Origin of the sequence: Bacillus sp. FSL R5-0443, from assembly GCF_038608285.1 — a bacterium.
Lineage (GTDB): Bacteria > Bacillota > Bacilli > Bacillales > Bacillaceae > Bacillus > Bacillus velezensis.
In genome coordinates this window covers 1,483,213-1,505,483 of the sequence record NZ_CP152013.1, presented here as the reverse complement: position 1 = coordinate 1,505,483, position 22,271 = coordinate 1,483,213, and the positions used below count along the sequence as shown (strand labels likewise).

28 protein-coding genes and 3 pseudogenes are annotated in these 22,271 nt (G+C 38.7%); 19 read left to right on the top strand and 12 right to left on the bottom strand.

Features of this window, described 5'->3' with window-relative positions; translation table 11 throughout:
• Window positions 1-46 precede the first annotated feature (46 nt).
• The 4 genes from NYE28_RS07660 to NYE28_RS07645 all read left to right on the top strand — a co-directional run bounded on the left by NYE28_RS07660 (window position 47) and on the right by NYE28_RS07645 (window position 5,145).
• Window positions 47-2,665 carry a phage tail protein gene (locus NYE28_RS07660; RefSeq protein ID WP_342490358.1) on the top strand — a complete coding sequence of 873 codons (2,619 nt, stop codon included), beginning with the start codon at window positions 47-49 and terminating at the stop codon, window positions 2,663-2,665.
• Between the two features lie 168 nt (window positions 2,666-2,833).
• Window positions 2,834-3,664: an SHOCT domain-containing protein gene (locus tag NYE28_RS07655; protein WP_342490357.1), complete on the top strand. Its 831-nt coding sequence runs from the start codon at window positions 2,834-2,836 to the stop codon at window positions 3,662-3,664.
• A 181-nt stretch (window positions 3,665-3,845) separates the two neighbouring features.
• A complete protein-coding gene (locus tag NYE28_RS07650; RefSeq protein WP_342490356.1) occupies window positions 3,846-4,982 on the top strand; it encodes an aspartate phosphatase in 1,137 nt (378 codons plus the stop codon).
• On the top strand, window positions 4,972-5,145 hold the full coding sequence (locus tag NYE28_RS07645; RefSeq protein WP_342490355.1) for a hypothetical protein: 174 nt from the start codon (window positions 4,972-4,974) through the stop codon (window positions 5,143-5,145). The genes NYE28_RS07650 and NYE28_RS07645 overlap by 11 nt, the downstream gene beginning before the upstream one ends.
• A 42-nt stretch (window positions 5,146-5,187) precedes the next feature.
• Here the strand turns inward: NYE28_RS07645 and NYE28_RS07640 are convergent, their stop codons facing one another.
• A complete protein-coding gene (locus NYE28_RS07640; RefSeq protein WP_342490354.1) occupies window positions 5,188-5,553 on the bottom strand; it encodes a DUF1433 domain-containing protein in 366 nt (121 codons plus the stop codon).
• 49 nt (window positions 5,554-5,602) lie between these two features.
• Here NYE28_RS07640 and NYE28_RS07635 point away from each other — a divergent pair, with 49 nt between their 5' ends.
• Window positions 5,603-7,027 carry a lipase gene (locus tag NYE28_RS07635; RefSeq protein WP_342490353.1) on the top strand — a complete coding sequence of 475 codons (1,425 nt, stop codon included), beginning with the start codon at window positions 5,603-5,605 and terminating at the stop codon, window positions 7,025-7,027.
• Between the two features lie 12 nt (window positions 7,028-7,039).
• Window positions 7,040-7,348, top strand: coding sequence for a hypothetical protein (locus tag NYE28_RS07630; protein ID WP_342490352.1), 309 nt, complete (start codon window positions 7,040-7,042; stop codon window positions 7,346-7,348).
• A gap of 35 nt (window positions 7,349-7,383) precedes the next feature.
• Here NYE28_RS07630 and NYE28_RS07625 read toward each other — a convergent pair whose 3' ends face one another.
• Window positions 7,384-8,103, bottom strand: coding sequence for a hypothetical protein (locus NYE28_RS07625; protein ID WP_342490351.1), 720 nt, complete (start codon window positions 8,101-8,103; stop codon window positions 7,384-7,386).
• 502 nt (window positions 8,104-8,605) lie between these two features.
• On the opposite strand from NYE28_RS07625, the gene NYE28_RS07620 reads away from it, so the two are divergent.
• Together NYE28_RS07620 and NYE28_RS07615 are read left to right on the top strand one after the other, a co-directional pair.
• Complete coding sequence (locus NYE28_RS07620; protein WP_041481754.1) at window positions 8,606-8,851, top strand: helix-turn-helix domain-containing protein; 246 nt, start codon at window positions 8,606-8,608, stop codon at window positions 8,849-8,851.
• 121 nt (window positions 8,852-8,972) lie between these two features.
• Window positions 8,973-9,491: a hypothetical protein gene (locus NYE28_RS07615; protein ID WP_342490350.1), complete on the top strand. Its 519-nt coding sequence runs from the start codon at window positions 8,973-8,975 to the stop codon at window positions 9,489-9,491.
• Between the two features lie 38 nt (window positions 9,492-9,529).
• Here NYE28_RS07615 and NYE28_RS07610 read toward each other — a convergent pair whose 3' ends face one another.
• From NYE28_RS07610 to NYE28_RS07600, 3 genes are all read right to left on the bottom strand, one after another.
• Window positions 9,530-9,772 (bottom strand): hypothetical protein, encoded by a 243-nt coding sequence (locus NYE28_RS07610; protein WP_113766293.1) that lies wholly within the window; start codon window positions 9,770-9,772, stop codon window positions 9,530-9,532.
• Window positions 9,773-9,820: 48 nt separating this feature from the next.
• Window positions 9,821-10,102: a hypothetical protein gene (locus tag NYE28_RS07605; RefSeq protein WP_014417668.1), complete on the bottom strand. Its 282-nt coding sequence runs from the start codon at window positions 10,100-10,102 to the stop codon at window positions 9,821-9,823.
• Between the two features lie 125 nt (window positions 10,103-10,227).
• Window positions 10,228-10,467, bottom strand: coding sequence for a helix-turn-helix transcriptional regulator (locus NYE28_RS07600; protein WP_095353220.1), 240 nt, complete (start codon window positions 10,465-10,467; stop codon window positions 10,228-10,230).
• 136 nt (window positions 10,468-10,603) lie between these two features.
• Here NYE28_RS07600 and NYE28_RS07595 point away from each other — a divergent pair, with 136 nt between their 5' ends.
• From NYE28_RS07595 to NYE28_RS07570, 6 genes and pseudogenes are all read left to right on the top strand, one after another.
• Window positions 10,604-10,915, top strand: a complete 312-nt coding sequence (locus NYE28_RS07595) for a hypothetical protein (RefSeq protein ID WP_113766294.1) — start codon at window positions 10,604-10,606, stop codon at window positions 10,913-10,915.
• Window positions 10,916-11,035: 120 nt separating this feature from the next.
• Complete coding sequence (locus tag NYE28_RS07590) at window positions 11,036-11,401, top strand: hypothetical protein (protein ID WP_258398795.1); 366 nt, start codon at window positions 11,036-11,038, stop codon at window positions 11,399-11,401.
• Window positions 11,391-11,546, top strand: coding sequence for a hypothetical protein (locus NYE28_RS07585; RefSeq protein ID WP_165913834.1), 156 nt, complete (start codon window positions 11,391-11,393; stop codon window positions 11,544-11,546). The genes NYE28_RS07590 and NYE28_RS07585 overlap by 11 nt, the downstream gene beginning before the upstream one ends.
• Window positions 11,547-11,569: 23 nt before the next feature.
• A complete protein-coding gene (locus NYE28_RS07580; RefSeq protein ID WP_215532438.1) occupies window positions 11,570-11,914 on the top strand; it encodes a hypothetical protein in 345 nt (114 codons plus the stop codon).
• Window positions 11,915-12,112: 198 nt separating this feature from the next.
• The gene (locus tag NYE28_RS07575) at window positions 12,113-12,346 is read left to right on the top strand and encodes a hypothetical protein (protein WP_106503129.1); all 234 of its coding nucleotides are present in this window, start codon (window positions 12,113-12,115) and stop codon (window positions 12,344-12,346) included.
• Window positions 12,347-12,563: 217 nt separating this feature from the next.
• Window positions 12,564-12,626, top strand: a pseudogene (locus NYE28_RS07570) (putative holin-like toxin); the annotation flags it as partial.
• A 1,169-nt stretch (window positions 12,627-13,795) separates the two neighbouring features.
• Here the strand turns inward: NYE28_RS07570 and NYE28_RS07565 are convergent.
• A complete protein-coding gene (locus tag NYE28_RS07565) occupies window positions 13,796-14,101 on the bottom strand; it encodes a hypothetical protein (protein ID WP_342490349.1) in 306 nt (101 codons plus the stop codon).
• A gap of 609 nt (window positions 14,102-14,710) precedes the next feature.
• Window positions 14,711-14,998 (bottom strand): annotated as a pseudogene (locus tag NYE28_RS07560) (glutaminase); the annotation flags it as partial.
• Between the two features lie 103 nt (window positions 14,999-15,101).
• Between NYE28_RS07560 and NYE28_RS07555 the strand changes: the two are divergent.
• Complete coding sequence (locus NYE28_RS07555; protein ID WP_038463864.1) at window positions 15,102-15,578, top strand: hypothetical protein; 477 nt, start codon at window positions 15,102-15,104, stop codon at window positions 15,576-15,578.
• Here the strand turns inward: NYE28_RS07555 and NYE28_RS07550 are convergent.
• Window positions 15,573-16,901 carry a PhoH family protein gene (locus NYE28_RS07550; protein WP_342490348.1) on the bottom strand — a complete coding sequence of 443 codons (1,329 nt, stop codon included), beginning with the start codon at window positions 16,899-16,901 and terminating at the stop codon, window positions 15,573-15,575. The genes NYE28_RS07555 and NYE28_RS07550 overlap by 6 nt on opposite strands.
• Window positions 16,902-17,055: 154 nt before the next feature.
• Between NYE28_RS07550 and NYE28_RS07545 the strand changes: the two genes are divergently transcribed.
• On the top strand, window positions 17,056-17,679 hold the full coding sequence (locus NYE28_RS07545; protein ID WP_012117484.1) for a YhcN/YlaJ family sporulation lipoprotein: 624 nt from the start codon (window positions 17,056-17,058) through the stop codon (window positions 17,677-17,679).
• Window positions 17,680-17,781: 102 nt separating this feature from the next.
• Window positions 17,782-17,991, top strand: coding sequence for a YlaI family protein (locus NYE28_RS07540; RefSeq protein ID WP_007409677.1), 210 nt, complete (start codon window positions 17,782-17,784; stop codon window positions 17,989-17,991).
• 41 nt (window positions 17,992-18,032) lie between these two features.
• Here NYE28_RS07540 and NYE28_RS07535 read toward each other — a convergent pair whose 3' ends face one another.
• Window positions 18,033-18,353 (bottom strand): YlaH-like family protein, encoded by a 321-nt coding sequence (locus tag NYE28_RS07535; protein WP_015239793.1) that lies wholly within the window; start codon window positions 18,351-18,353, stop codon window positions 18,033-18,035.
• A gap of 56 nt (window positions 18,354-18,409) precedes the next feature.
• Entirely contained in the window at window positions 18,410-20,248 is a 1,839-nt protein-coding gene (typA, locus tag NYE28_RS07530; protein WP_007409675.1) for a translational GTPase TypA, read from the bottom strand.
• A 111-nt stretch (window positions 20,249-20,359) separates the two neighbouring features.
• Here typA and NYE28_RS07525 point away from each other — a divergent pair, with 111 nt between their 5' ends.
• Together NYE28_RS07525 and NYE28_RS07520 are read left to right on the top strand one after the other, a co-directional pair.
• Entirely contained in the window at window positions 20,360-20,548 is a 189-nt protein-coding gene (locus tag NYE28_RS07525; protein WP_003154504.1) for a YlaF family protein, read from the top strand.
• Between the two features lie 309 nt (window positions 20,549-20,857).
• On the top strand, window positions 20,858-21,475 hold the full coding sequence (locus NYE28_RS07520) for a hypothetical protein (RefSeq protein WP_038463860.1): 618 nt from the start codon (window positions 20,858-20,860) through the stop codon (window positions 21,473-21,475).
• A gap of 38 nt (window positions 21,476-21,513) precedes the next feature.
• On the opposite strand, the gene NYE28_RS07515 is transcribed toward NYE28_RS07520, so the two are convergent.
• Window positions 21,514-21,807: a zf-HC2 domain-containing protein gene (locus tag NYE28_RS07515; protein ID WP_025284687.1), complete on the bottom strand. Its 294-nt coding sequence runs from the start codon at window positions 21,805-21,807 to the stop codon at window positions 21,514-21,516.
• A pseudogene (locus NYE28_RS07510) lies at window positions 21,804-21,947 on the bottom strand (sigma factor-like helix-turn-helix DNA-binding protein); the annotation flags it as partial. The pseudogene NYE28_RS07510 and the gene NYE28_RS07515, both read right to left, overlap by 4 nt.
• Between the last annotated feature and the right edge of the window lie 324 nt (window positions 21,948-22,271).

Sequence of the window (22,271 nt, the reverse complement as noted above, 5' to 3'; positions counted from 1 at the left end):
CTTGCTTTTTTGTGATGGATATAAATATTTGTAAGGGGATGTATTATTGATTTACGATCTTAAACCAGGTCATATTAAACTTTCTTTAGCAAAACCAAATAAAAAGAAAATCGCTAATATAGTTGACTTTTCAAACGTATCTCTTAATTTAAACTTTACAGAGCTGCATGATCTAACTTTTAATATCCCGACTAAAGCGAGATATAATTTAACAATGAAATCAAACCACGTGGCAGAGATCGTAAAAGGCTGGTATCTCATTAAGGCAGAGTTCTTAAACAGAGTTGAATGGTTTGTAATAACCGGATTGACAAAGTCAGAGAATGAGGAACAAACAATACAAGTTAGAGCTCAAGGTCTCCCCTACATTCTTCATAAAAGCAAAATCAAATCATATGAAGGCATCTCTAAAAATCTGTTGGAAGTTGCCACAGATTGTCTTAAGGGAACTTGTTTTACTGTAGACTTTATTGACCCCTCTTTTAATGAAAAACGCCGCTCATTTGATGTTACTTCTACCCGATATGAGTTTTTAAAGAACATTTGGGAAACTTTTGAGGCTGTGCCCATATTTGATACTGTGAAAAACACAGTATCATTTTATAAAAAAGAAACTTTGTCCAAGTACAAAGGTGTCCGTTTCTCCCCTGAACGATTCATGATTGATATGGAAGATACCATTGATATTGATCAAGTCGTAACACGTTTAAATATTACCGGTAAAGATGGAATTGTTATTAATTCAGTCAATCCTACTGGCCAGAGTTACTTGGACGATTTCTCTTATTTCCTCTACCCTTTTGAACGTGATGAAAAAAGAAATGTCATTAAGCATAGTGATTACATGGATGATGATTTATGCCATGCAATTTTAGATTACAATGAACTTGTAAATAAAGAAGGCTCTTCTTTTTACCTCTTTTTAAATCAGAAAAAAGATCTGGAAGCAACAAAAACGACACAGGAGAATACCCTCTTCACCCTTGAAAAAATTGAATTGCAACAAATCTTAGATAAGATCACAGTAGCAAAAAAAGCTGGAGATGACACGAAAGACCTTATCAAGCAAAGAGATGCTAAGCAACTAGAAGTTACATCAAAGAAAGCTGAAATATCCACCACTGCCAATCAGATTTCCAAGATAACTGAAGAAATAGCAGTGTTAAAAGATCGGTTATCTATGGATAAGTTTCTCGGTGAAAAGCTAATGAAAAAGTTGTCTTATTTTATCCATGAAGAAGATTGGTCTAATGACAACATTTTTGATGAAACAGAGCTGTATGAAAAAGGACTTTATGAACTTGGAGAGAAAAATGCACCTCCGGTAGACATCAGAACAAATATTGTGAATCTATTTACTGTCAACAAAGAAAAGGATTATTGGGATAGAATTTACCTGGGGGATGTAATCAGATTAACAAATAAAAGTTTTAGAACTGATGTCAAAGCAACACTTACAGGAATGAATTTTGATTTTGAGCAGCAAAGTATACAAGTAACACTTTCCAATGGAAAAAGAGCTACTACGTTAGAACAAGACTTTGCACGCTCATTGTATACTGCTAAGAAAGCATCAACTGAATTCAATAAGAAAAAAATTGATTATGATACCCTACTGACCAATTACAATGCACGAAATGATCGTATATCTGCACCCGTTGCAAACCCAACTATCCGTAATGACGGGACTGCTATAACTCATGTTGTAAATGATAATGGATCTGTAGATGTATCAATTGAATGGGATTTTCCAGACTCTGATGAGGACAAATACAATATCGATGGTTTTCTTATCCATTGCTACTCTGACACATCAGATGAAACATACCTCTTTGGTTCAAAGATGTCAGCTGAACAATATTTATCAGTTAGTTATGATAAACGAATTGCAACATTAACCGGTCAAGTTTCAAATAAGCACTATACATTTGGAGTCCAAGCCTATCGTACAGTAGAGACATCCATTGATAGTAGTGGTCGAATACTATCTGATATTGTACAGCCTAAATTCCCTTCAGAAAACCCCTACCTCCCTTCTTCTACTGTAGAAGTTAAAGGCAGTCTCGATGGAAAAGTTAATGGACTTTATACAATATCTACAGAGACAAAGCCTATTGCGCCAGAAGCGGGAACGATTTGGATCGATCCAACGACTAATAAACAAGAGCTTTTTAATGGCGAAGAGTGGATTGTGTCTTCTGCGGGATCGGCTGATTCATTAAATGGTTACACGACTTCAACGCTATCCACGCCTAATACAATACCTGTACGTAATGACCAAGGAATCATTATAGGTTCCATAGATGGCAACGCTGAGTTTCTTGGGGGTAAACTACACTCAGAATATGCGCTATCCTTTGATGTTCCTCAGATGGCTAAAGGAACGTATGTGGGTGATGGAACAATTAGTAAACAAATATTGCTGCCTTTCACTCCAACACATATGAAAGTGTGGCCAGTGTCTTCCAATGATTCAATGCTATTAATTGATGAGACAGGGGGTTATACGTATCAGGTAAATGAAATGGGAATATACCTGGTTGGAGGAAACTCTACATACGGAAGTATAAACGAGCTTGGATTTATAACAGGCTCAGACAGCAATCAAAGAGGGAATAAATTAAACATCAAGTATATCTGGGAAGCATATAGGCATGTAAACTAAACAGGCGTATCCTTATTGGATGCGTCTTTTTTTTATTTCAACTTCTTTCTAAATAAAATTCTCCTTTTATGCAAAGACTTGACCGTTTTCATACGATAATAGTTAGAGAGAAAAACATTTCTCTTTTCCAATTTTGTAATATAATAAAAGAAAAAAGGAAGTGTATCCATGCCCCCTCTTGTTTATGGAAGTTTAATTGCATTCATTTGTTTTATTACTGCCGTGGTTTTAGCTAATCATGACAACATACCTGGAATGTGGCTTGCTTTATTCGGAGTTTTTGCTACCATCATATTAACCGCTTATTTGCAAAGAAAAAGAGAAAGCACATTTGCAAAAAATCAATTCAATGAATTAGAAAACCTTTTGAAAAATACACCTGACTTTAAGAGCGATCATAAATTTCTCTCACCTGTCGCTGATAGCTTAATTGCAATAGACGAAACAAACGAAAAAGTTCTCTTAATTGAAAATAAACATGTTAATGCAATGCATTTCTCTAAAACGACTAGCAAATATGATTATTTACATAAAGTATTCTCTTTTGAGGATATTCTTCAAGTGGAAATGTTAGAGGATGGTGTAACAGTCAATAAGACCTCTACATCAAGTCAGATCGGTAGAGCGGCTTTAGGCGGTTTAATTGGCGGTGGGGTCGGCGCTATTATTGGAGGTTTATCAGGGGAATCAGTATCATCGCAGAAGATTAGAAAAGCACAGTTGAGAGTGGTTGTTAACAATAAAGAGAAGTCATTTTACACAATAACATTTATTCATTTTGAACAACCGCAATCAAAAGATAATCAATTTTACAAGCCTTTAAATGATCGTCTTATTCACTGTTTCAATTTGTTGACGCATATACTCAAAAAAGATGCTAAAGAAAATCCAGTTCAAACGGGAGTAGCTGACGAACTGACAAAACTAGCCGCTCTATATAAAGATAACCTATTAACTCAGGCTGAATATGAGAGCCAAAAGAAAAAAATATTGTCTTAAAATGTACGGATATCAACAAATATATTTCTTGATATTGTTTGATCAAGGAGTATCTATGTTGATATCCTTTTTTTTCGTCAGATAATGAAATGTTAAGGAAATGTTTATCTTCCCAAATGGAAATAATATGATAAAATGTTACATATTTCGTAAATTGTGTTTATGAATAGGAGGCTTTAATTTGAAACAGTTAATCTCCTCATCAAAAGTCGGCGTGAAGATTAATGAGTGGTACAAGTATATTCGTATGTTTAGTGTTCCTGATGCAGAGGTGCTGAAATCAGAAGTGGAACAAGAAATAAACGCTATGGAAGAAAATCAGGATTTATTGTTGTACTATTCCCTCATGTGTTTTAGGCATCAATTAATGCTTGATTATCTGGAGCCAAAAACCATGAATGAAGAACGACCCGAGATTTCAGACTTATTAGAAAAGATCGAAAGTAGCCAAGCTAAATTGAAAGGAATTCTTGAATATTACTTTAACTTTTTCCGTGGGATGTATGAATTTGAAGAATACGAATATCTTAAAGCGATAAGTTTTTACAAACAAGCGGAAAAGAAGCTGTCACTTGTAGCCGACGAAATTGAGCGAGCGGAGTTTCATTACAAAGTCGCTGAAATTTATTATCACATGAAACAAACACACATGTCGATGCACCATATTGTTCAAGCAATTGAAAGCTACAGAGCGCATGAAACCTATTCTGTTAGAGAAATTCAATGTTCATTCGTCATTGGTCTGAATTATTTAGACATGGAGTATCCAGAAAAGGCCACCCCTCATTTTCAAAAAGCTTATAAAAAAGCACTTGAAATTGATATGCCAAGATTAGCTGGATCCGCTCTATATAATTTAGGGATTTCCTCTTTTTCTGAAGAAAAGTTCGATGAGGCTATTGAGTATTTCAAAGAAGGAGTGTTGGTCTATGAGCAAAACGGATATGAACATGCTAACCGCTTATTAGACATTCTTTTCATGTTAGCGAAAACGAACTTTAAGGTAAATAAGAAAACTGAAGGAACAGCTGTTTATAATCATGGACTGTCATTGGCTAAAAACTTAAATGATGAAGTATTAACCAAAATGTTTGATTTCCTAAATGCCCTTTACATTGACGATAACAAAGAAACGCTAAATGAGATTCTTACTTATTTAGAATTTAAAACAATGTTTTCCGATGTGGAGGACTTAGCAACCGACGCAGCGAAGTATTATACAAAAAATGAAGACCATAAAGCGGCTGGATTATTTTATGAGAAAGTGCTTTATGCCCAAAAACAAATTCAGAGAGGGGATTGTCTTTATGAAATTTAAAGCTGCATCAGTATTTATCTTGTTTATTGTACTACTTGGTTTTTTAGGACTTTATTTTGCTTCAAGTCCATCAGAAATGCATGAGGCCAGACGTGGGCATACTGCTAGTATTCCTTATACCACTCATACTGGTGATATGCACACGATTAAGTACAATATCTAAACAAAAAGCCCCTCTCCTATTAGGATTGGGGTATTTTTTTCATTAATATTTACATGGCTTTTCTTCACAACCAGGCTTTTCTTTTGCATCAACATATGATGAAGTTATGACATTGTTTGACTTGTCATAAATCCCCCAAAATTCTTTAGACTTATCGTCATTCAGATACCCTTCTGCGTTAATTCCGCCCATAGGATCCATTTTATAATCATTTGAAAAACTTATTTTCTCTATACCTTCATAATTAGCATTTATGTAATCAGTCATACGCTTCTTTGCTTTTTCAAATAACTCTAATTCAGCAGTTTTATTTTTTTCTTGTCTTTCATCATATTGATGTTTCATGAATATTCCCCCGAATGCTATAATGATGATTATTAACAGCAGGATAATAATGTATTTTTTCATAAAACCATCCTTTCAAGTGTTATTTTACATGAGGAGTGTGTGATTGTACATGAGCAAGAAGATCAGTGTACCCACATTATCTGATCAAGAGTATTACTCTATCAGTCAACTAACTTATCGACATGATTATTTAAAGAAACACTACTCGAAAAAGATTCCTGTTAACACCATCTCAGGGAAGCGGTTTTACATAGATAAAATTAAAAATGATCCAGATACAGGCCTAGATGTCTATGTCTTTGTTCAAGCCGTGAAAAGAAGTGGCAAGTGGGTTAAACCAAGCGAACCAGAAAACGTTGTCGTTGGATTCCAAGGAACAAACCAGGAGCAAATAAAAGCAGACATCATTAAAGCAGATGGCGAGAACGTTGTTATGGGTATAGACCCAAAAAAGAAAGTTCAATACCTTATGAAAAAGGATGCTCCGCCCTATTCAAAAGCAATTGCGCCGTATACAGCAAGCATGGGACAAATTGCAATGGTGGAAAGCGGAAAGTACAAAGTGGTCACAAAAACATCCCAGTTTGATCAAGGTGATAAACTGCTGGCCAATGAAATAAAGAAATATGCAGGGAAAAATACAGTTATCTCTACCACTGGACATTCACTTGGAGGAGCGGATGCGGAATATGCCGGCGTAAACAATAATATATACAGTGTCGCTTTCAATAATCCCTCCATTGTTAAGCTTCATGATAAAGAAACTCAAAAAAAGATAAGGAATGGCGAGTTTGATGCATATCATAAGGCAATTATTAACCCTGATGATATGGTGGGCTCAGGATGGTTTTTAGAGTATGAGCGGCATAATGGAACAACCATATACACTAAAGACCCTTCTCTTTCACGTGCAAGCCGCTCATTGAGATTAAGTCCCGCTCAAGGTATCACAGGTGTATTAAGCAGTTTAATCGCTGCATTCTATGGTCAGGCATTCGCTAAAAATCCTGATACTCATAGTATGATTGACGCTAACTTTAAATTTGATGAACACGGGAACATAATTAATGTTAATGGCAGTGAACAGGTTTTCAATCAAAACATTAATGCTATGACTGCTTATTCAGGGATGAATGGACAAACGATTAAAGTTGATGTTACATATGCAAAGCAATTGGCGGAAAAGCTTCAGTTAGCTATTGATGATCTAAAAACCCAAAAACAGAAGCTTGAACAATTCCCCTATGAACATGACAGTATGGTTAATGATGTAAAGCGTTCTTTTCAATCAAAAATGGGATCAAACCCTTATGAAGATTTGACCTCTGATGACGTTAATCAAGCTATTCTTTATCATGCTCCCTCCTCTTCTGGTGGATCACCTGTTTTCTACAATACAGATGAACAACTACAAACTGAAGCAATGCTCCATTACTTAATAAGGGATTTAGAAGATATCTGTAACTTCATTGTGAAAATGGCTCAGGATATGGACGCAAAAGATCAAGAATTAGCAAAATGGCTAAGATTATAAGGAGGCTGTGAATTGACACCATATGGGGTAAACATGGATACAGATGAGTTTTATAAGAAGCTTCAGCAGAATGAATCACTAAAGAAGCAAGTGGCAGTGGCATTGCAATCTCATTGTTCAGAAATTAAAACAGATTTAAAACAGGCAACTGACTTTGCATCGGCTCAAGAAACCATTACTGAAGTATATCTTGCCCTTCTCTCTTCGTTTGAAGGAAAATCAAAAGAGGCATTAACACAACGCCTTGCTGAAAATGCCAATATGCTTATGGAAGTTTTGGAAAGCAGAAATAAACTTTTGAATAGCATAGAAATAAAATAAGCCCCGTATATGGGGCTTCATCCTTTTGAAGCATATTACTTATGAAGTCCCAAACTCTTAAACTCTTTCCAAATTTTCTCTATGAATAAGATTGGGGGAAGATGTGTTGTACGTAGTAGCTCACTATCTTCTGGATGATCTTTAAAGTAACGTAAAGCATATGATCTTCTTAAACTTGCGTTTGTGGCATTCTTAAATTCTGGATCGTTAAAAATATTGTCTTTGATCTCCTGTGTTTTTTGATCAAGTGCTTTTTTCCGCTTCTCTGTTATTTCCATGATTTTTTCTTCGGGAATCGCATTTCCCACTTCCTCCACTAAGGCATACCCCACTGTATCGCCATCAGAAAGTTCGAATAGTTCTTCTCTTATTGTGGAGTTATAAAAGACAAAGCCATCTTTCACATAAAACATAATAAGTTCAGATGGTTGATCAAAATTTATATTATCTAATTTTTCATTGTACTCATTAACCTTTTCAGACAACAAACGCTGGATTTCTGAGTCCTCAAACCAAGTATGATACTCTTCAGGGATATAATAATCCTCTTTGTCCTCATAATCATACATGTAAAATAATAAATTATTGTCCACATGTTTATGGAAGTCTAAAAAGCCCTCTTGGCTTGGCAATAGAATTTTTTGATTTTCAGTATCCATATCCCCTTCTATAAGTGTAAAGCCCATCTTAACCGCTCGATTTTCTAACTCATCCTTTGAAATAATCAGCTCTTTTTGATAACTCAATTGCCACACTCTCCCTTATCAATGTCTCAAATCAATATTACATTCCCTCTGTTCAAAAAGTGAAGAAACTCAGGGAAAAACTTTTAAGGATAAAAATAAAATAAATACCACGAAATCTATTCACAATTATTAATAGGTATGTTATAATAAATGTATAAGGAGGTGAGGAAATGCTAGACAATATGATAAAAGTCCTTCAAATTATCTTCTACGTTGTATCTATCGGATGGATTGCACAACAATCAAACGATAGCGAGAAGAAAAATAAGAAGGACTAACCAGAGATAAGGGAAGCGAGCCACTAACTCGCTTCTCAATATCATTATAATCAGTCTAGCATAAAAAATGAAGAAAAATCAAAAGTTCATCTTTTCATTAATTTTATTGTCTGTTGCAGCGATTGGCATACGCTCATTCTGGACAAACTCTTTTACAACAGCAGTAATGGCTATTGTGGTTTTGTTAACGATTTATGCCATCATTAAAGACATGATTTCAAGGAGAAAATAACATGGAATATCACCTAAAGAGTCGCCAGGAAGTTGAGGACTTCATCAAAACCGAAGTCCTTACTACTCCTGAAGCCAAAGAAATATTAGGCGTAACCACAACACGTATGAGTCAATTAATATCAGGTGGAAAGTTAACGCCCATAAAAAAGCTTAGAGGAGTAAGTTTATTCCTTCGCTCAGATATAGAGCGGAAGAAAAAAGAACTTGAAGAATCAAGAAAGAAATACAGACCATATGACAAGTAATTCCCCCACCTATATCAGTGATGGGGGTTTTCATTTGCCCAAATATAGATATATATGTTAATATTATCCTGCATCCTAGACAGTCATAAATCACTATGAAAAACGAAAGGATGAAGTAAAAATGAAAAAAGTAGTTCTATCAACCTTGTCTACGGGGCTTTTATTAACAACATTAACCCCCTTGACAACACATGCTGAAGGCAGATCCGATCAATCTGCGAAAACTAATGAGGCAGTTGTATCACACCCCCTAACAATTCAGGAACTTGCTAACACATCTTCAGTATCGGTAATTGATGAAGACGGACAAGCATCAATTCAAGCTGTCCCGCCTTCAAACAAATGGAAAACTGTAGATCATTTCAGAGGTAATTCAAAAAACATGGATAATGCTGCAGAGTTAACTGCACGGATTGCAGTAGGTCTGCCTGGTCTTAAATATTCTTGGGCTGGAATATTTGCACAAGCAGTGTTTGGAACATTCTATCATAAGAAACCGACACGCTACTTTTCAACAACTCAATATCTTGCTTATGACAAGAACTATAGATACACTATTGTAGACATGTACGTATATAGTGATAGCAAATACTCTAAACAAATTGGGTATGACTATAAAGTCTTTAGAACCCCTAGATAAATCAATACAAAACAAAAAAGCAGGTTCTATACCTGCTTTTAAAATACCCAAAATATTATTACAATCCACGAAACAATTAAAGCCACCACAAACCATTTTTCTTTCCAAGATACTATTGCATAGCAAATGTACCCCAGTGTCAACGATGTAATAGCTTCTATTTTGACAAATTGTCCAAATGACTTAGAAGAAAATGTGTATACAAATAAAGAAATAACTACAAGTGCCATAAAAGTATGTCCCGCAGTCTTCAGTATCCCCTTTTTATTTTCAATACTCAATCATTTATCCCTCGTTTCGTTTATTCTCTTTCGTTGCCACAAGTGGCATCAGTTATTGATTCTTGCCTCAAGCTCAAATACACGCTTGTTAAGAACGTCTGTCTTCTTATCTACGTTCTGCAGCTGTGTAAGGTGGGCTGTAATATCTTTTGGCTGGTTCTCTTCAAGGCGGTCTAACTTAACGTTAATCTGATTAAATTCCTTCTTTGTTTCTTCTCTGAATTCGTTCATCTCTTTTTTAAATGACTTTAATTCAGATGATACACCGTCGATCTTGTTATCAATTTTCTTAATCTCATCTAATATCGCTTGAAGCATGTTGTTTTCCATCCCATTCACCTCTCCGTACAGTATAACAGCAATTGCAATACTTTTGATTTTCGGAAATTCCGACAATAGAATATTTCAATGGTTTTGTTTAACGAATTAAAAAAAAATAAAAGCAATACTTTTGCTTAAGACTCTTCGGAATCATCCTCAATGAATTCAATGATATCTTCAATTTTACAATTTAGCACCTTGCAAATTTTATTTAATGCATCAACGTTTATAGACTTTACCTTTTCATCTTCTTGTAATTGTTCGTTGTTTACCCATTTGCTAATTGTATTTGGTCTGATTTCTGTTTTTCTAGAAAGCCAGTACATTGTTTTATCTTGTTCATTCAAAAGCTTATCTAATTTAAATTTGATCAAGAGTTTTCACCTCAAAATAATAATACCACAATTCAATACAAAAAATAACGAGTTTAACGCTTGACGTTAAACAAATGATGATATATTATTAACTCATAGAGTTAAACAAATAGTGATTAACCAGAGGTGATAACAATTGAAACGAATATTCATTCGTAGAAGTGATTTGGGTAATTTTCCAGCAATGTTGTTTTACAAGCATTTCGCCATTTCTGGCGAAGATGGTCAAGTACATCTGTATCAAGTCCTTAAAAGGAAGGATGGGAAATACGACAGCATCCATTCAGTATTCTTGGCCGAAGACATCAAATACAAAAACCTCAGAAGTTTAACCAATGCAGTAATTGATAAGTTGCTCAGTACACGATTATGGGATGCTCTCATTGATAATAGGGAGCTTGTTACACCGGAAGGCTATCAGATTCTTGATAAAAACAAAGTTTATTAGCTCTTAATATTCACTTAATTAAAAATTAACTTTCATAATGAAACCTTTTAAATGAACTATCGTATTACTATAGACAGGTGTCTAATGACCTATTTTCAATACCTGACAGGAGGAATTCAAGTGAAACGCATTACAATTGAATACCATGACAATAGTGATGTAGATGTTTTTAAGGGTTACTTGATTAAAGACAACTTAGCTATCTATGCTGAACAAGGCTTATCAACTGTTCTAATCAATGTAAAGCCGATAAACCGCAATATGAGCCGTTACATTGAATCTGAGTACATCGGAGACTTAGACAAAGGCAAACATGTCAGAGACGATTTTCATTACATTAAAAGCCTTGTAGACGCTTTGAACGATATGAGCGGTTTAGAGTTATTGGAGAACTGCGGAAACCTTAATTGCTCTCACGTGGAATTAGATGGTCAAAAAATAATTGAATATTCAAAACATAAGGAGCGCAATCAATATGCAAATTAATCAAGAAGTATCCGTAAAATCAAAAGTTTCTCGCTCAGGAGTTGAGCGGGGAACAATTGTTGACATCTACCCTGAAACAAACACATTTGAAATTTGCTATTTTGACGGTACATATGATGAAAAACACTTTGACGAGATTGTATAAGCAAACACTAGGAGGAATTGGACATGCAACAAGTATTGAATAATAGAGAATTGTTAAAAGGCTCGGAAGAAAGTATCTTAGAAGCTTTGAGAAGTATTGCAGCAATTAACCCACTAGACAGCTTAGGTATAGATGAAGGTGAAAGAGAATTCGATGTTCATTTTGACATTAAAATGAGTGCTTCACTTCGCACAACAAAGAAATTCCGGAGTGCAGAAGAAACACAGCAGTACTATAAGAAACTGCTTCACACATTAAATATTGTCATGCCTTACCTCTCAATGATGGTAGAAGGTGGAGATATTGTTACAGCAGCAGTCGATGAATGGGAAACAGAAAATATCAAAGCATTTGAGACATGGGAATGAGTAAGACGGATTTACATAACGAGCGGTTCTGTCAGGTTGTATTTGGGGGATTGATCGTAGTTATACCAGCTTTAAGTATATTATGCATAGCGTGGTTTGGGTGATTAGGAAGAGTGTCACCAGCACTCTCCTAATCTGATGGGTTAGTACACTCCCATTGTATTTAAACATTACAATTTAATCAAGGGGATAACTGAAATGAAAAACACATATACCACTTATGAATTTAAAGCATATGATAGGCGAAATAAATTGTTAAAAGAAAGGTTTACATGCAATTACAAAGATCATCTTTATTCAATCATAGAGTGGATTATCAAGAAATGTCCTACCGTTGATGTGATTGAATGCATGGTATCTGAAGTTAGTGAGCTTGCTTTCCTTGAGAGTGAGTATGTCGATATCTTCACGGTATGGAAAGCGGAAGATTAAGCGGAGTTAGATTGAATAGACACTGAAGACGGGGGAGTTAAAGTCCCTGTCTTTTTTCTAATTGATGATATATTGGAAGTGAAACAAAAAACAAATAGGTTCAATACGTAAAAAGAAGAAAAGTCTAGACTACCTGTATTTATTAACCTATGCTAATATAAACATATGAAAAAGTTGCCTTGGTTTGCTCACCTATTTTAATAATGAGGTGATGATCATGACAGTTTATGAAACAATGATGATTATGATTAATTTCAGCGGGTTAATGTTAAATGCAGTAGGTTTATTTGTGTTGATTGGAAACGCAAAACAGACCTAACCCTCTAGCCTGAGAAACTTAAGGGTTTAGGTCTAAACAAATATTCTCTTGAGCATACCGCTCAAAGGCAACTTTTTACCGGGGTGTTCGCTGCACCCTGGCTTTTTAATATGGGTTTACGTTCGTAAACCTATTTCATACACCGATTATAACATATCTACAATGAAATGCATTACAAATATATATTCAATATATAATTATTTGAATCATTCATCTAAGTTCTTGAAACTTTTGTTCACGAATCTAAACTTGCCTAATTTAACTTCTCACCTGCTATTTCCCTGTTTAAATGAAATACTTATTTTATTGCGATTAGAGCGGCGATAAGAAAACCATACCCATTTTTTGCATGATGTTTTAAAACCGCTCCAGCGCCCCAAATACAGCTAAATACACCCTAATCAATGCAAATGTTAAGCTCAATGGTTTTGAGTTGCTTTAACTGACTGCACAATCCACAGTGTCACAATATACGACGGCATCCCGTTTCGTTACTCCACTTCTGCTCTCTTTAACCGTTTACACTTTGAAAGAGGACGGAAATTAAACCTGACCTCTTTTTTTGCATCTTGTTACATGTTGGCAATTAACTTATTCTGTTTTTCCTGAATTTGTGATAGAATCAAAATAAATAAGTTGCCTATGAACAAATGAGCCATGCTCCTCCCATTTAATTTCAACGGTTAATTTTAACGGGATGAGGCAGGTGATGCACCATTGATGTCGATTTACGAATCTATCATGATAATGATTAATTTCTCTGCACTATTGTTAAATGCAGTAGGTTTATTTGTGTTAATTGGAAACGAAAAATAGACCTTCCCTTGAGCTTAGGAACCTTAAAGGGTTAGGTCTACAATGAATTACTTATGAGCATACGGCTCAAAGGCAACTTTTTATCGGGGTGTTGGTAGCACCCTGTTTTTTTGTGTTTCTAACATATGCTTTACACTTAGTATAGCATATGTTAGAAAAAATGTTTAACAAATGTTTTTTAAATATTCATGAATGTTCCTAATTAATTTCAAACTATTCTTAAGTATTTTTCTGTTATTTCCTATATATTTTTTATTCACCTAGTTAAATACAATGTATGTTAATGTCATCTATATCCCAATTACTTTATCCTATCATGAAAACAATGCGTTAAAGGCTTTATAATCTTTTTCTTTAATTGAAACAGTTACCCTATCTACTCTGTCAGTGTCTGCAAACATAAATGTTGTTTGACTAAATTCAATCTTTCTCGGCCCAAGTATGTTATAGATTAAATCAAGGATTTTAAAACAGTCTATATCTATCCCATTTTCAAAATGGTTTTTCACACTAATAGTCACAACTCCATCGTGCTTTGTAAATCTTGATTTTTGCGGTGACATATTTTGTCGCTTGCAGTATGACTTAATAGCTGCTTTAAAGTAATCTTTTGAATCCATCAGTACCCTCCTTCGTTTCTCACTTATTATAGATAACGCCCATCCATATTTTAACACACCGAACTTTGCAGACTGAACAATTCGTTCACCCAGTTAGTTAACATATCTTCTTTGCTCTGATGGTGGTAAAAGTCCACTTTCAGAAGTCTGGATAGTTGATTTATCTAAAAACTTTTAAGTGCAGCCTTAAATAAAATTTCACATTGAATATTTAGTACAATAAACAGTTGGAAAAAATAAAAGACATGAATTAATCACGTCTTTTTAATGCTCGATCATAGAATGTTGTTTCACTGATATATCGAAGATCAAGAAACTCAAGAAAAGAACAAAGGTTTGTGTCATACGCACCGAATACTTTTTCAAATTTTGCTTTACTCGGCATTCTTGTCCCATTTAAGTAAAGATAGACCTCCGACACGCTCATTCCAGTTTTTCTGTGGAGATCCATTCCACTGATTTTTCTACCTTCCAATTGATAAATCCACTTTGAGAACCCCTCTTTAATCCTTTTATTAATGTTATGCTTCCATGTTTCCAAATCAAAAGAGAAAACGGTCGGCAAGGTGGCATCAATGCTATTATTAATGTTATGTTCTACACCCTTAGCGGGTCGCCGGTCGGCTCCTGACCCACGCAGCTGAACACCTTTTCCTTTCCGTAATCCATCAGTACGAGCGCCAGAGAAAGCACTTTCGAAATGCTCTGCAGCGTAAATGTCCGGTCGGCGTCTCCTGCCGTCAGACATGTATTTTCCGCATGATAAATTGTGACCGAAAGGCTGTCTTGTTCAGATTCAGCCAGAGCCGGAATATAGTCTGCCACTTTGCCTTCTTCGGTCCTTTTTTTCGCTTCTTGAACTAATGCGTCCAGCTCTTGGTAATGCCGGCATACCATGTCGATCATCCTCACTTCGCTGCCGTTGTATACATCTAATTTGCGACGCAAAGTGACAATTCATGCGAAAACTTTTATACTTTAAGTAAAGGGGGGCTTCACCATGAGCGTTATTCAAGTAAAAGGCAATGTTACATACCCGATTACAATTGATCCGAGTGTCTGGATTTTCGATGACCGTAAGTTTCCGTTTGAAAAAAATCAGCCTGTTCATCCGGACGGCTCTGCAGAAACCCAGGAGCATACGCTTGATCCGGAACGGGTGATCAGAGAAGGGCGCATTTCGCCGCCGACTTTAAAAAGCGAAAAACGTTATGAAAAAGAAAGACTGATGAACGGCAGCTTCGCCATGAAGCTCGGCGCTGTTTTAGCAAATGCCGAGCCGAAAGAAAGCGCTGTCCTGTGCGCATTTATTTCAAAATCAGAAAGAACCGAAGTGGCGCTCGAAAAGGCGATGGACGCAATCGCGCATTTCAGCGATGCAGGGAAACCCCTTCAAGACGGCGGCCCGGTCCATTTTTACGTGGACGGAGACTTTGAAAACCCGATAACGGGCGTCACAGAAATCGAAGTTTTATAACAAATCGGCGGCGAGCTGTGCAAGGCCGGATCTCTCACCTTTCAGAAGCTTCACGCTGCCGGAGACGGTTTGTTCTTTAAACCGTTCTACAACATAAGCAAGTCCGTTGTTTAAACTGTCTAAGTATGGGTGATCTATTTGCTCCGGATCGCCCATCAGGACAATTTTGCTGCCCTCTCCCACCCGAGTCAAAAGCGTTTTGACCTCGTGCCTCGTCAAATTCTGAGCCTCATCAATAATAATAAACTGATCCGGAATGCTTCTTCCCCGAATGTATGTCAGCGCCTCCACCTGAATCGATCCGATTCCTGCCAAAATCGCTTCAAGTTCACCCGGCTTTTTCGCATTGAATAAAAATTCAAGATTATCAAAGATCGGCTGCATCCACGGCTTGAGCTTTTCCTCTTTTTCGCCCGGCAAATATCCGATATCCTTTCCCACCGGGACGATGGGACGCGCGACGATCAGTTTTTTATAAATACCGAGATCCTCCGTCTGCAGAAGCCCTGCCGCGAGAGCAAGCAAGGTTTTTCCCGTTCCCGCTTTTCCGATCAGGGTGACGAGCGGGATATCTTCCCTCAGCAGGAGTTCAAGCGCCATTGTCTGCTGGACGTTCTTCGGCCTGATACCCCATACGTGCTCATCATCGAAAACGAGTCTTTTTACGGTCTCGCCTTTCTTATCTGTCATGCCGACCGCAGACGAAGATCCTCCTAATTCATCTTTCATCAGCACAAATTGATTCGGATAAACCTGATGCTGCTGAAGCTCCTTGACTGAAATTTGTTTGTCTTTATAAAACGAGGCAAACCGCTCTTTATTCATAAATATATCTTTGTACCCGCTATATATTTCATCATGGTCAACGACTCTGTCGTTTAAAAAGTCCTCCGCCAAAAGCCCGATGGCATCCGCCTTTACCCTGACAAGCACATCTTTGCTGACCAGGATGACGAGGCGGCCGTTTTCTTTCGTTTCCTCCTCAAGGCTTAAATTTTTTGCCACCGCCAAAATGCGGTTATCATTCGTTTTTTCGATAAAAATTTCTTGGAGCTGGTGAAATGACCGGTGGTTCAGTTCAATTCTGAGCGTTCCTCCGCTTTCAAGCGGAACTTTCTCGTGCAGCCTTCCTTTCTCCCTGAGCCCGTCTATCAGCTTAGATACGTGCCTCGCATTTCTCCCGACCTCGTCCATATACCGCTTTTTTGAATCGACCTCTTCCAGCACGACGGCGGGGATGACAACTTCGTTTTCTTCAAAGGAAAAAATGGCGTTAGGATCCTGCAAAAGTACATTCGTATCTAACACATAAATTTTACTCAAGTCTCAGCCTCCTGAAATAAGGATCAAAGCCCATCGTGTGCTTCTCTTTCCGCGAAAAACGGGGATGCCTGCTAAAATATATGATTTGGTGAATAAAGATAGAAGGTTAATTCAACAATAAAATAAATGAAAGCATTCAAGGAGGAAATCTGACGTGCGAATTCTTTTCATTATCATACAAGCCTTGTTTATCCTTACCGGCTGCACTGCTGTACAGGACGGCCGCGGCCGCAATATTCAGAACGAATCAGCCGATCAGCGCGATGCAAAACCGATCCATGTGAAAAATACGGCTCCTGAGACAGCTGAAAATCCCGGCCGGACAGACATCGCTAAGCATCTCGTCGAGGTAACCGAAAAAATCCCCGGCATTTCAGATGCCACCGCGGTTGTACTCGGAAGATACTCCGTTGTCGGTATCGATGTGGATGACAATTTAGAAAGAAGCAAAGTGGAGAGCATTAAATACACGGTTGCCCAGGCGTTAAAAAACGATCCTTACGGCGCCAATGCCGTTGTCGTGGCTGATCCTGATACGGTTTCCCGTCTGAGAGGCATGGGCAGCGACATTAAGGCCGGCCGCCCCGTTTCAGGCATTTTGGACGAACTTGCCGCCATCGTCGGCCGTGTCATGCCGGAAGTCCCGAATGATGTGACCGACAATGAAAAAGAATCACCGACTCAATCGAATGATGATCAGCTGAACCAAAGAGACCAGAACAAGCTGCAAAACGAACAGAACGATCAATCGGATCATCATATGAAAAACCGCCGGTAAAAAGCAGCGCCCGCTCCAAAGGAAGGGCGCTGCTTTCTTTCCCTTTGGCAGGAGGAGCATCCATGATATAATGCTTGTCATAGTGAAAGAGGTGAAAAATCAATGAGAGTAAAATGTTCCATTTGCGACAAAATCGAACAAATTGATGATGAAACACTGACAGCCAAACGCCTCCGCAATCGTCCGATTCATACATATATGTGCCGGGAATGCCATGACCGAATCAAAGTCAAAACGGAGGCGCGGCTGAATACCGGACACTTTTCCTTTCATCCCGGACAAAAAGCGAAAAAAGATAAACTGAAAAAATAAACCGAATAAAAAATGACCCGCCGGAAGGCAAGGTCATTTTTTTATTGCGGTTTAGCTGACTGGCTTTTTTTGGACTGGTGCAGACGGATTTTGTAAATGATCAAAATCAAGGCGGCGACAACAAGCCCTTCTCCGACCGGCAGAAACACACCGAAAAAAGTCAGTACGGTGCAGCCGAGCACGAGAAAGAGATAAACTGCCGCAGCCTTCAACACCGGCAGCCGTTTGGCAAAGCCGAGTTTAAATACAATTACCGAAAGCACGACGATCGTTCCGTATAACAGCCACATTCCCGTCAGCGGATGCTCATCCACTTGGTAAAGAGCCGCAAAGAACGACAGCCGTTCACTTACTTCATTCAAAAGGATCCCCCTCCCCTTTTCCGTTCGGGTTCTACCTTTTCAAATTCTGCAAGTGATTAAGACATTCCTGCTGTTTTTTTCTTTTTCGCCGCTTTTTCACGTTCGTTTTTATTCAGGATTTTCTTTCTTAAACGGATGGATTCCGGCGTTACTTCACAGTATTCATCTTCGTTTAAGTACTCGAGTGATTCTTCCAGCGACATAATGCGCGCTTTCTTAATCGTAGTCGTTTGATCCTTCGTAGCGGAACGGACGTTTGTCTGCTGTTTCATTTTGCTGACATTGACGACAAGGTCATTGTCACGGTTATGTTCACCGACAATCATGCCTTCATATACTTCTGTCCCGGGCTCAACGAAGATGACGCCGCGGTCTTCAATACCTTGAATTCCGTAAGATGTCGCTTTTCCGTTTTCCATGGAAACGAGCACACCTTGACGTCGGCCTCCGACTTGGCCTTTTTGCATCGGCTGATAGCTGTCAAACGTGTGGTTCAGGATACCGAAACCGCGTGTCAGTGACAGAAACTCAGTAGAATAGCCGATGAGTCCGCGTGAAGGTACGGTAAAGATCAGGCGGACCTGGCCGTTTCCGTTATTAATCATATCAAGCATTTCGCCTTTTCTCGCACCCATTGATTCCATAACAGAACCGGTATGCTCTTCAGGCACGTCAATCTGCACGCGCTCAACAGGCTCGCAGCTTACGCCGTCGATTTCCTTAATGATAACTTCAGGTTTAGACACTTGAAGCTCATAGCCTTCACGGCGCATGTTTTCAATTAAAATGGACAGGTGAAGCTCACCGCGTCCTGAAACAACCCATGCGTCAGGTGATGCAGTCGGTTCGACACGAAGACTGACGTCTGTTTGAAGCTGCGCGTTCAGACGCTCTTCAATTTTGCGGGCTGTGACATATTTGCCTTCACGGCCTGCAAACGGGCTGTTGTTTACGACAAATGTCATTTGAAGCGTAGGCTCATCAATGCGCAGAACCGGCAGCGGCTCATGGTGGTCAGCCGGACAAACCGTTTCACCGACATTGATGTCTTCCATGCCCGAAACGGCAACGAGGTCTCCCGCTCTCGCTTCTTCAATTTCCACGCGTTTCAATCCTTGGAAACCGAAGATTTTCGTTACGCGGAATGATTTTACCGTTCCGTCAAGTTTCATCAATGAAACCTGCTGACCCACTTTCATCGTGCCGCGGAAAACGCGTCCGATACCGATACGGCCGACATAATCATTGTAATCAAGCAGCGCCACTTGGAATTGAAGAGGCTCTTCGGCGTTATCTACCGGGGCAGGTACATGTTCAAGAATCGTTTCATACAGTGATTCCATATTTTCGTCCTGCTTTTTCGGATCCAGACTTGCCGTTCCGTTAATCGCAGAAGCGTAGACGACAGGGAACTCAAGCTGTTGTTCGTTTGCGTCAAGCTCGATGAACAAATCAAGCACTTCATCAATGACTTCTTCCGGGCGGGCGAAATCACGGTCGATTTTGTTTACGACGACAACCGGATTTAAGTTCTGCTCAAGAGCTTTTTTCAGTACGAAACGGGTTTGCGGCATGCAGCCTTCATATGCGTCAACGACTAACAGAACACCGTCAACCATTTTCATAATCCGTTCTACCTCTCCGCCGAAGTCGGCGTGTCCCGGAGTGTCCAAAATATTAATGCGTGTATCTTTATAGTTAATCGCAGTATTTTTCGCAAGAATTGTAATACCGCGTTCACGTTCAAGATCGTTTGAATCCATTGCGCGTTCGGCAATATTTTCGTTGGCACGGAATGTTCCGGCTTGGTGAAGCAATTGGTCTACCAAAGTCGTTTTCCCATGGTCAACGTGGGCAATAATCGCGATGTTGCGAAGATCGTTTCGAAGTTTCACATTTTCATCTCCTAAAAAAATTAGATAACTTTCATATTATACCACACATCCTCTTTAAAAGCGTTACGTTTTTCTGTAAACTGAAAGTATGACGTTAAAGGGGATGGAAATATGAAAAAATTGAATTGGCTCTTATTATTATTTGCATTCGCAGCAGTCTTCAGCATGATGCTGATCGGCGTATCAATCGCTGAGAAAAGCGCATGGGGCATCATCGGAAGCATTGTTCTCGTTATCGCCATGATGGGAAGCGGTTTCACCGTAAAGAAAAAAATGCGCGAACAGGGACTGCTTGATTAAAAGCATGACCCTTTGCAAAATTCCGTAAACATGGAAAGAAAATATCTAATGAAGCCTGAATCAAAGATTCAGGCTTTTTTACATCCTCAAAACAGGCTGAGATGTAAGGCTTATCTCCCCCGCCGCCTAGTCAGGAAGCCGGAAATGACAGCTCCCATTCTAGTTACATCAGCAGATTCCCTCAGAATATGCAGTCTGAAATAGTCCGGCATCGTTATGCAGAAAATACCATACCTCCTATTTCAATTCCATCATTGTCTTTTTATACTTGTGGCTGTAAGCAAATACACATGACAAGGAGAGAACGAAATGAAAACATCTTTTTTGAAGAAAACCGCTGTAACTGCCGCCGCAACCGCCTCAGCCGCCTTGCTTGCATTCAGTCCGCTTGATTCTGCCGGCGCAAAAACGATCCAGGCAAATGAACCGCATGCCCTGCAGGCTTCCGCAGAGAAAACACCGGAAGACGCGGCAAAACTCATTGACATCATCAGCCAATCGATTTACGAAAAAGACGGTGTCTATTATTTTGACGGCGAAAAAGCGGTTGAATTGGGATTAGATCAAGAACAAGCCCAGATCATTCAAAAGCTGTGGGACAGTTCAACCGAATTTTTAACCGTACTTTCCCAATGTATTGAGAAAACGGACGGCGAATATACATTTAATAAAGAAAAAGCGGTGGAGCTCGGCTTTACGGAAAAAGAGGCCCTTATCGTTGATCAGCTGTTCACCGCTTTTTCCCAAAGTCTTCATATCCTTCAATCTGCGCTGATTGAAGAAGACGGTGTGTATACATTTGATCAGGAACTTGCTGAAAAAGCAGGAGCAGGAAAAAAAGAAGCAAAGCTGTGTGCCGGATTCTTTAATTCACTGCCCCAGGAATTGCTTGAAGGCATTTATACAGCCTTTCATCCGGCTGAGTAAACGGATTAGAACGCCCGGTCATTCAGCCGGGCGTTTTTTTAAATCAGCAGTTTAAGGACCAGCATGATAAGAAATACAGCGCCGAACAAACAGGCTGCTTTTATCAGCAGTTTCCCGTAATACCGTTCCTTAAACCGCCTTTCTTCTTCTGCATAACAGGCTGGCGCCTTCATCTCAGGGCTGCCGAGGTCAAGCGGCTCCTTCATCATATGATATAAACTCCCGCACTTACCGCATGATTCAAGATGGCGGGAAATAAACCGCTCCGTTTCTGTTTCACAATCGCCTTCAATATATAAAGGGAGTAAATCTCTCACTAAACAGCAAGTCATATCTGTCCGTCCTTCCTTTTTTCCCCAAAGTGCTGTTTCAGCTGCATTCTCGCCCTGTACAGGGTGCTCTTCACCTTCGAAAGACTCCAGTCCAAAACATCAGCAATCTCTTCGTAAGACAGCTCTTGAAATACCTGTCGAAATGCTGAATAAAATGACTGAAAATCTCTGACATCTGAAACAATCCTTTTCGTTTATTAAGGCCTCACCCGTTTAGACAAACGGCTATAAAAAAAGTTTTACAGATCGGAACATTTTTCCCCTATCATTTTTCCCGACTTCATTTGTCATTTTTTTCAGAATAAATCGCATCATTCGACTCATGTCTGATTCAACACGTGCCTCTCGGCTTATCCCCCGATGCTGGCCGCCGGAAGCCTTTCCGGGACGATTCTATCAATTCATCAGCGGAGTCTAGTTTTATATTGCAGAATGAGAGAATGCTGGTTTATTATAACAATATA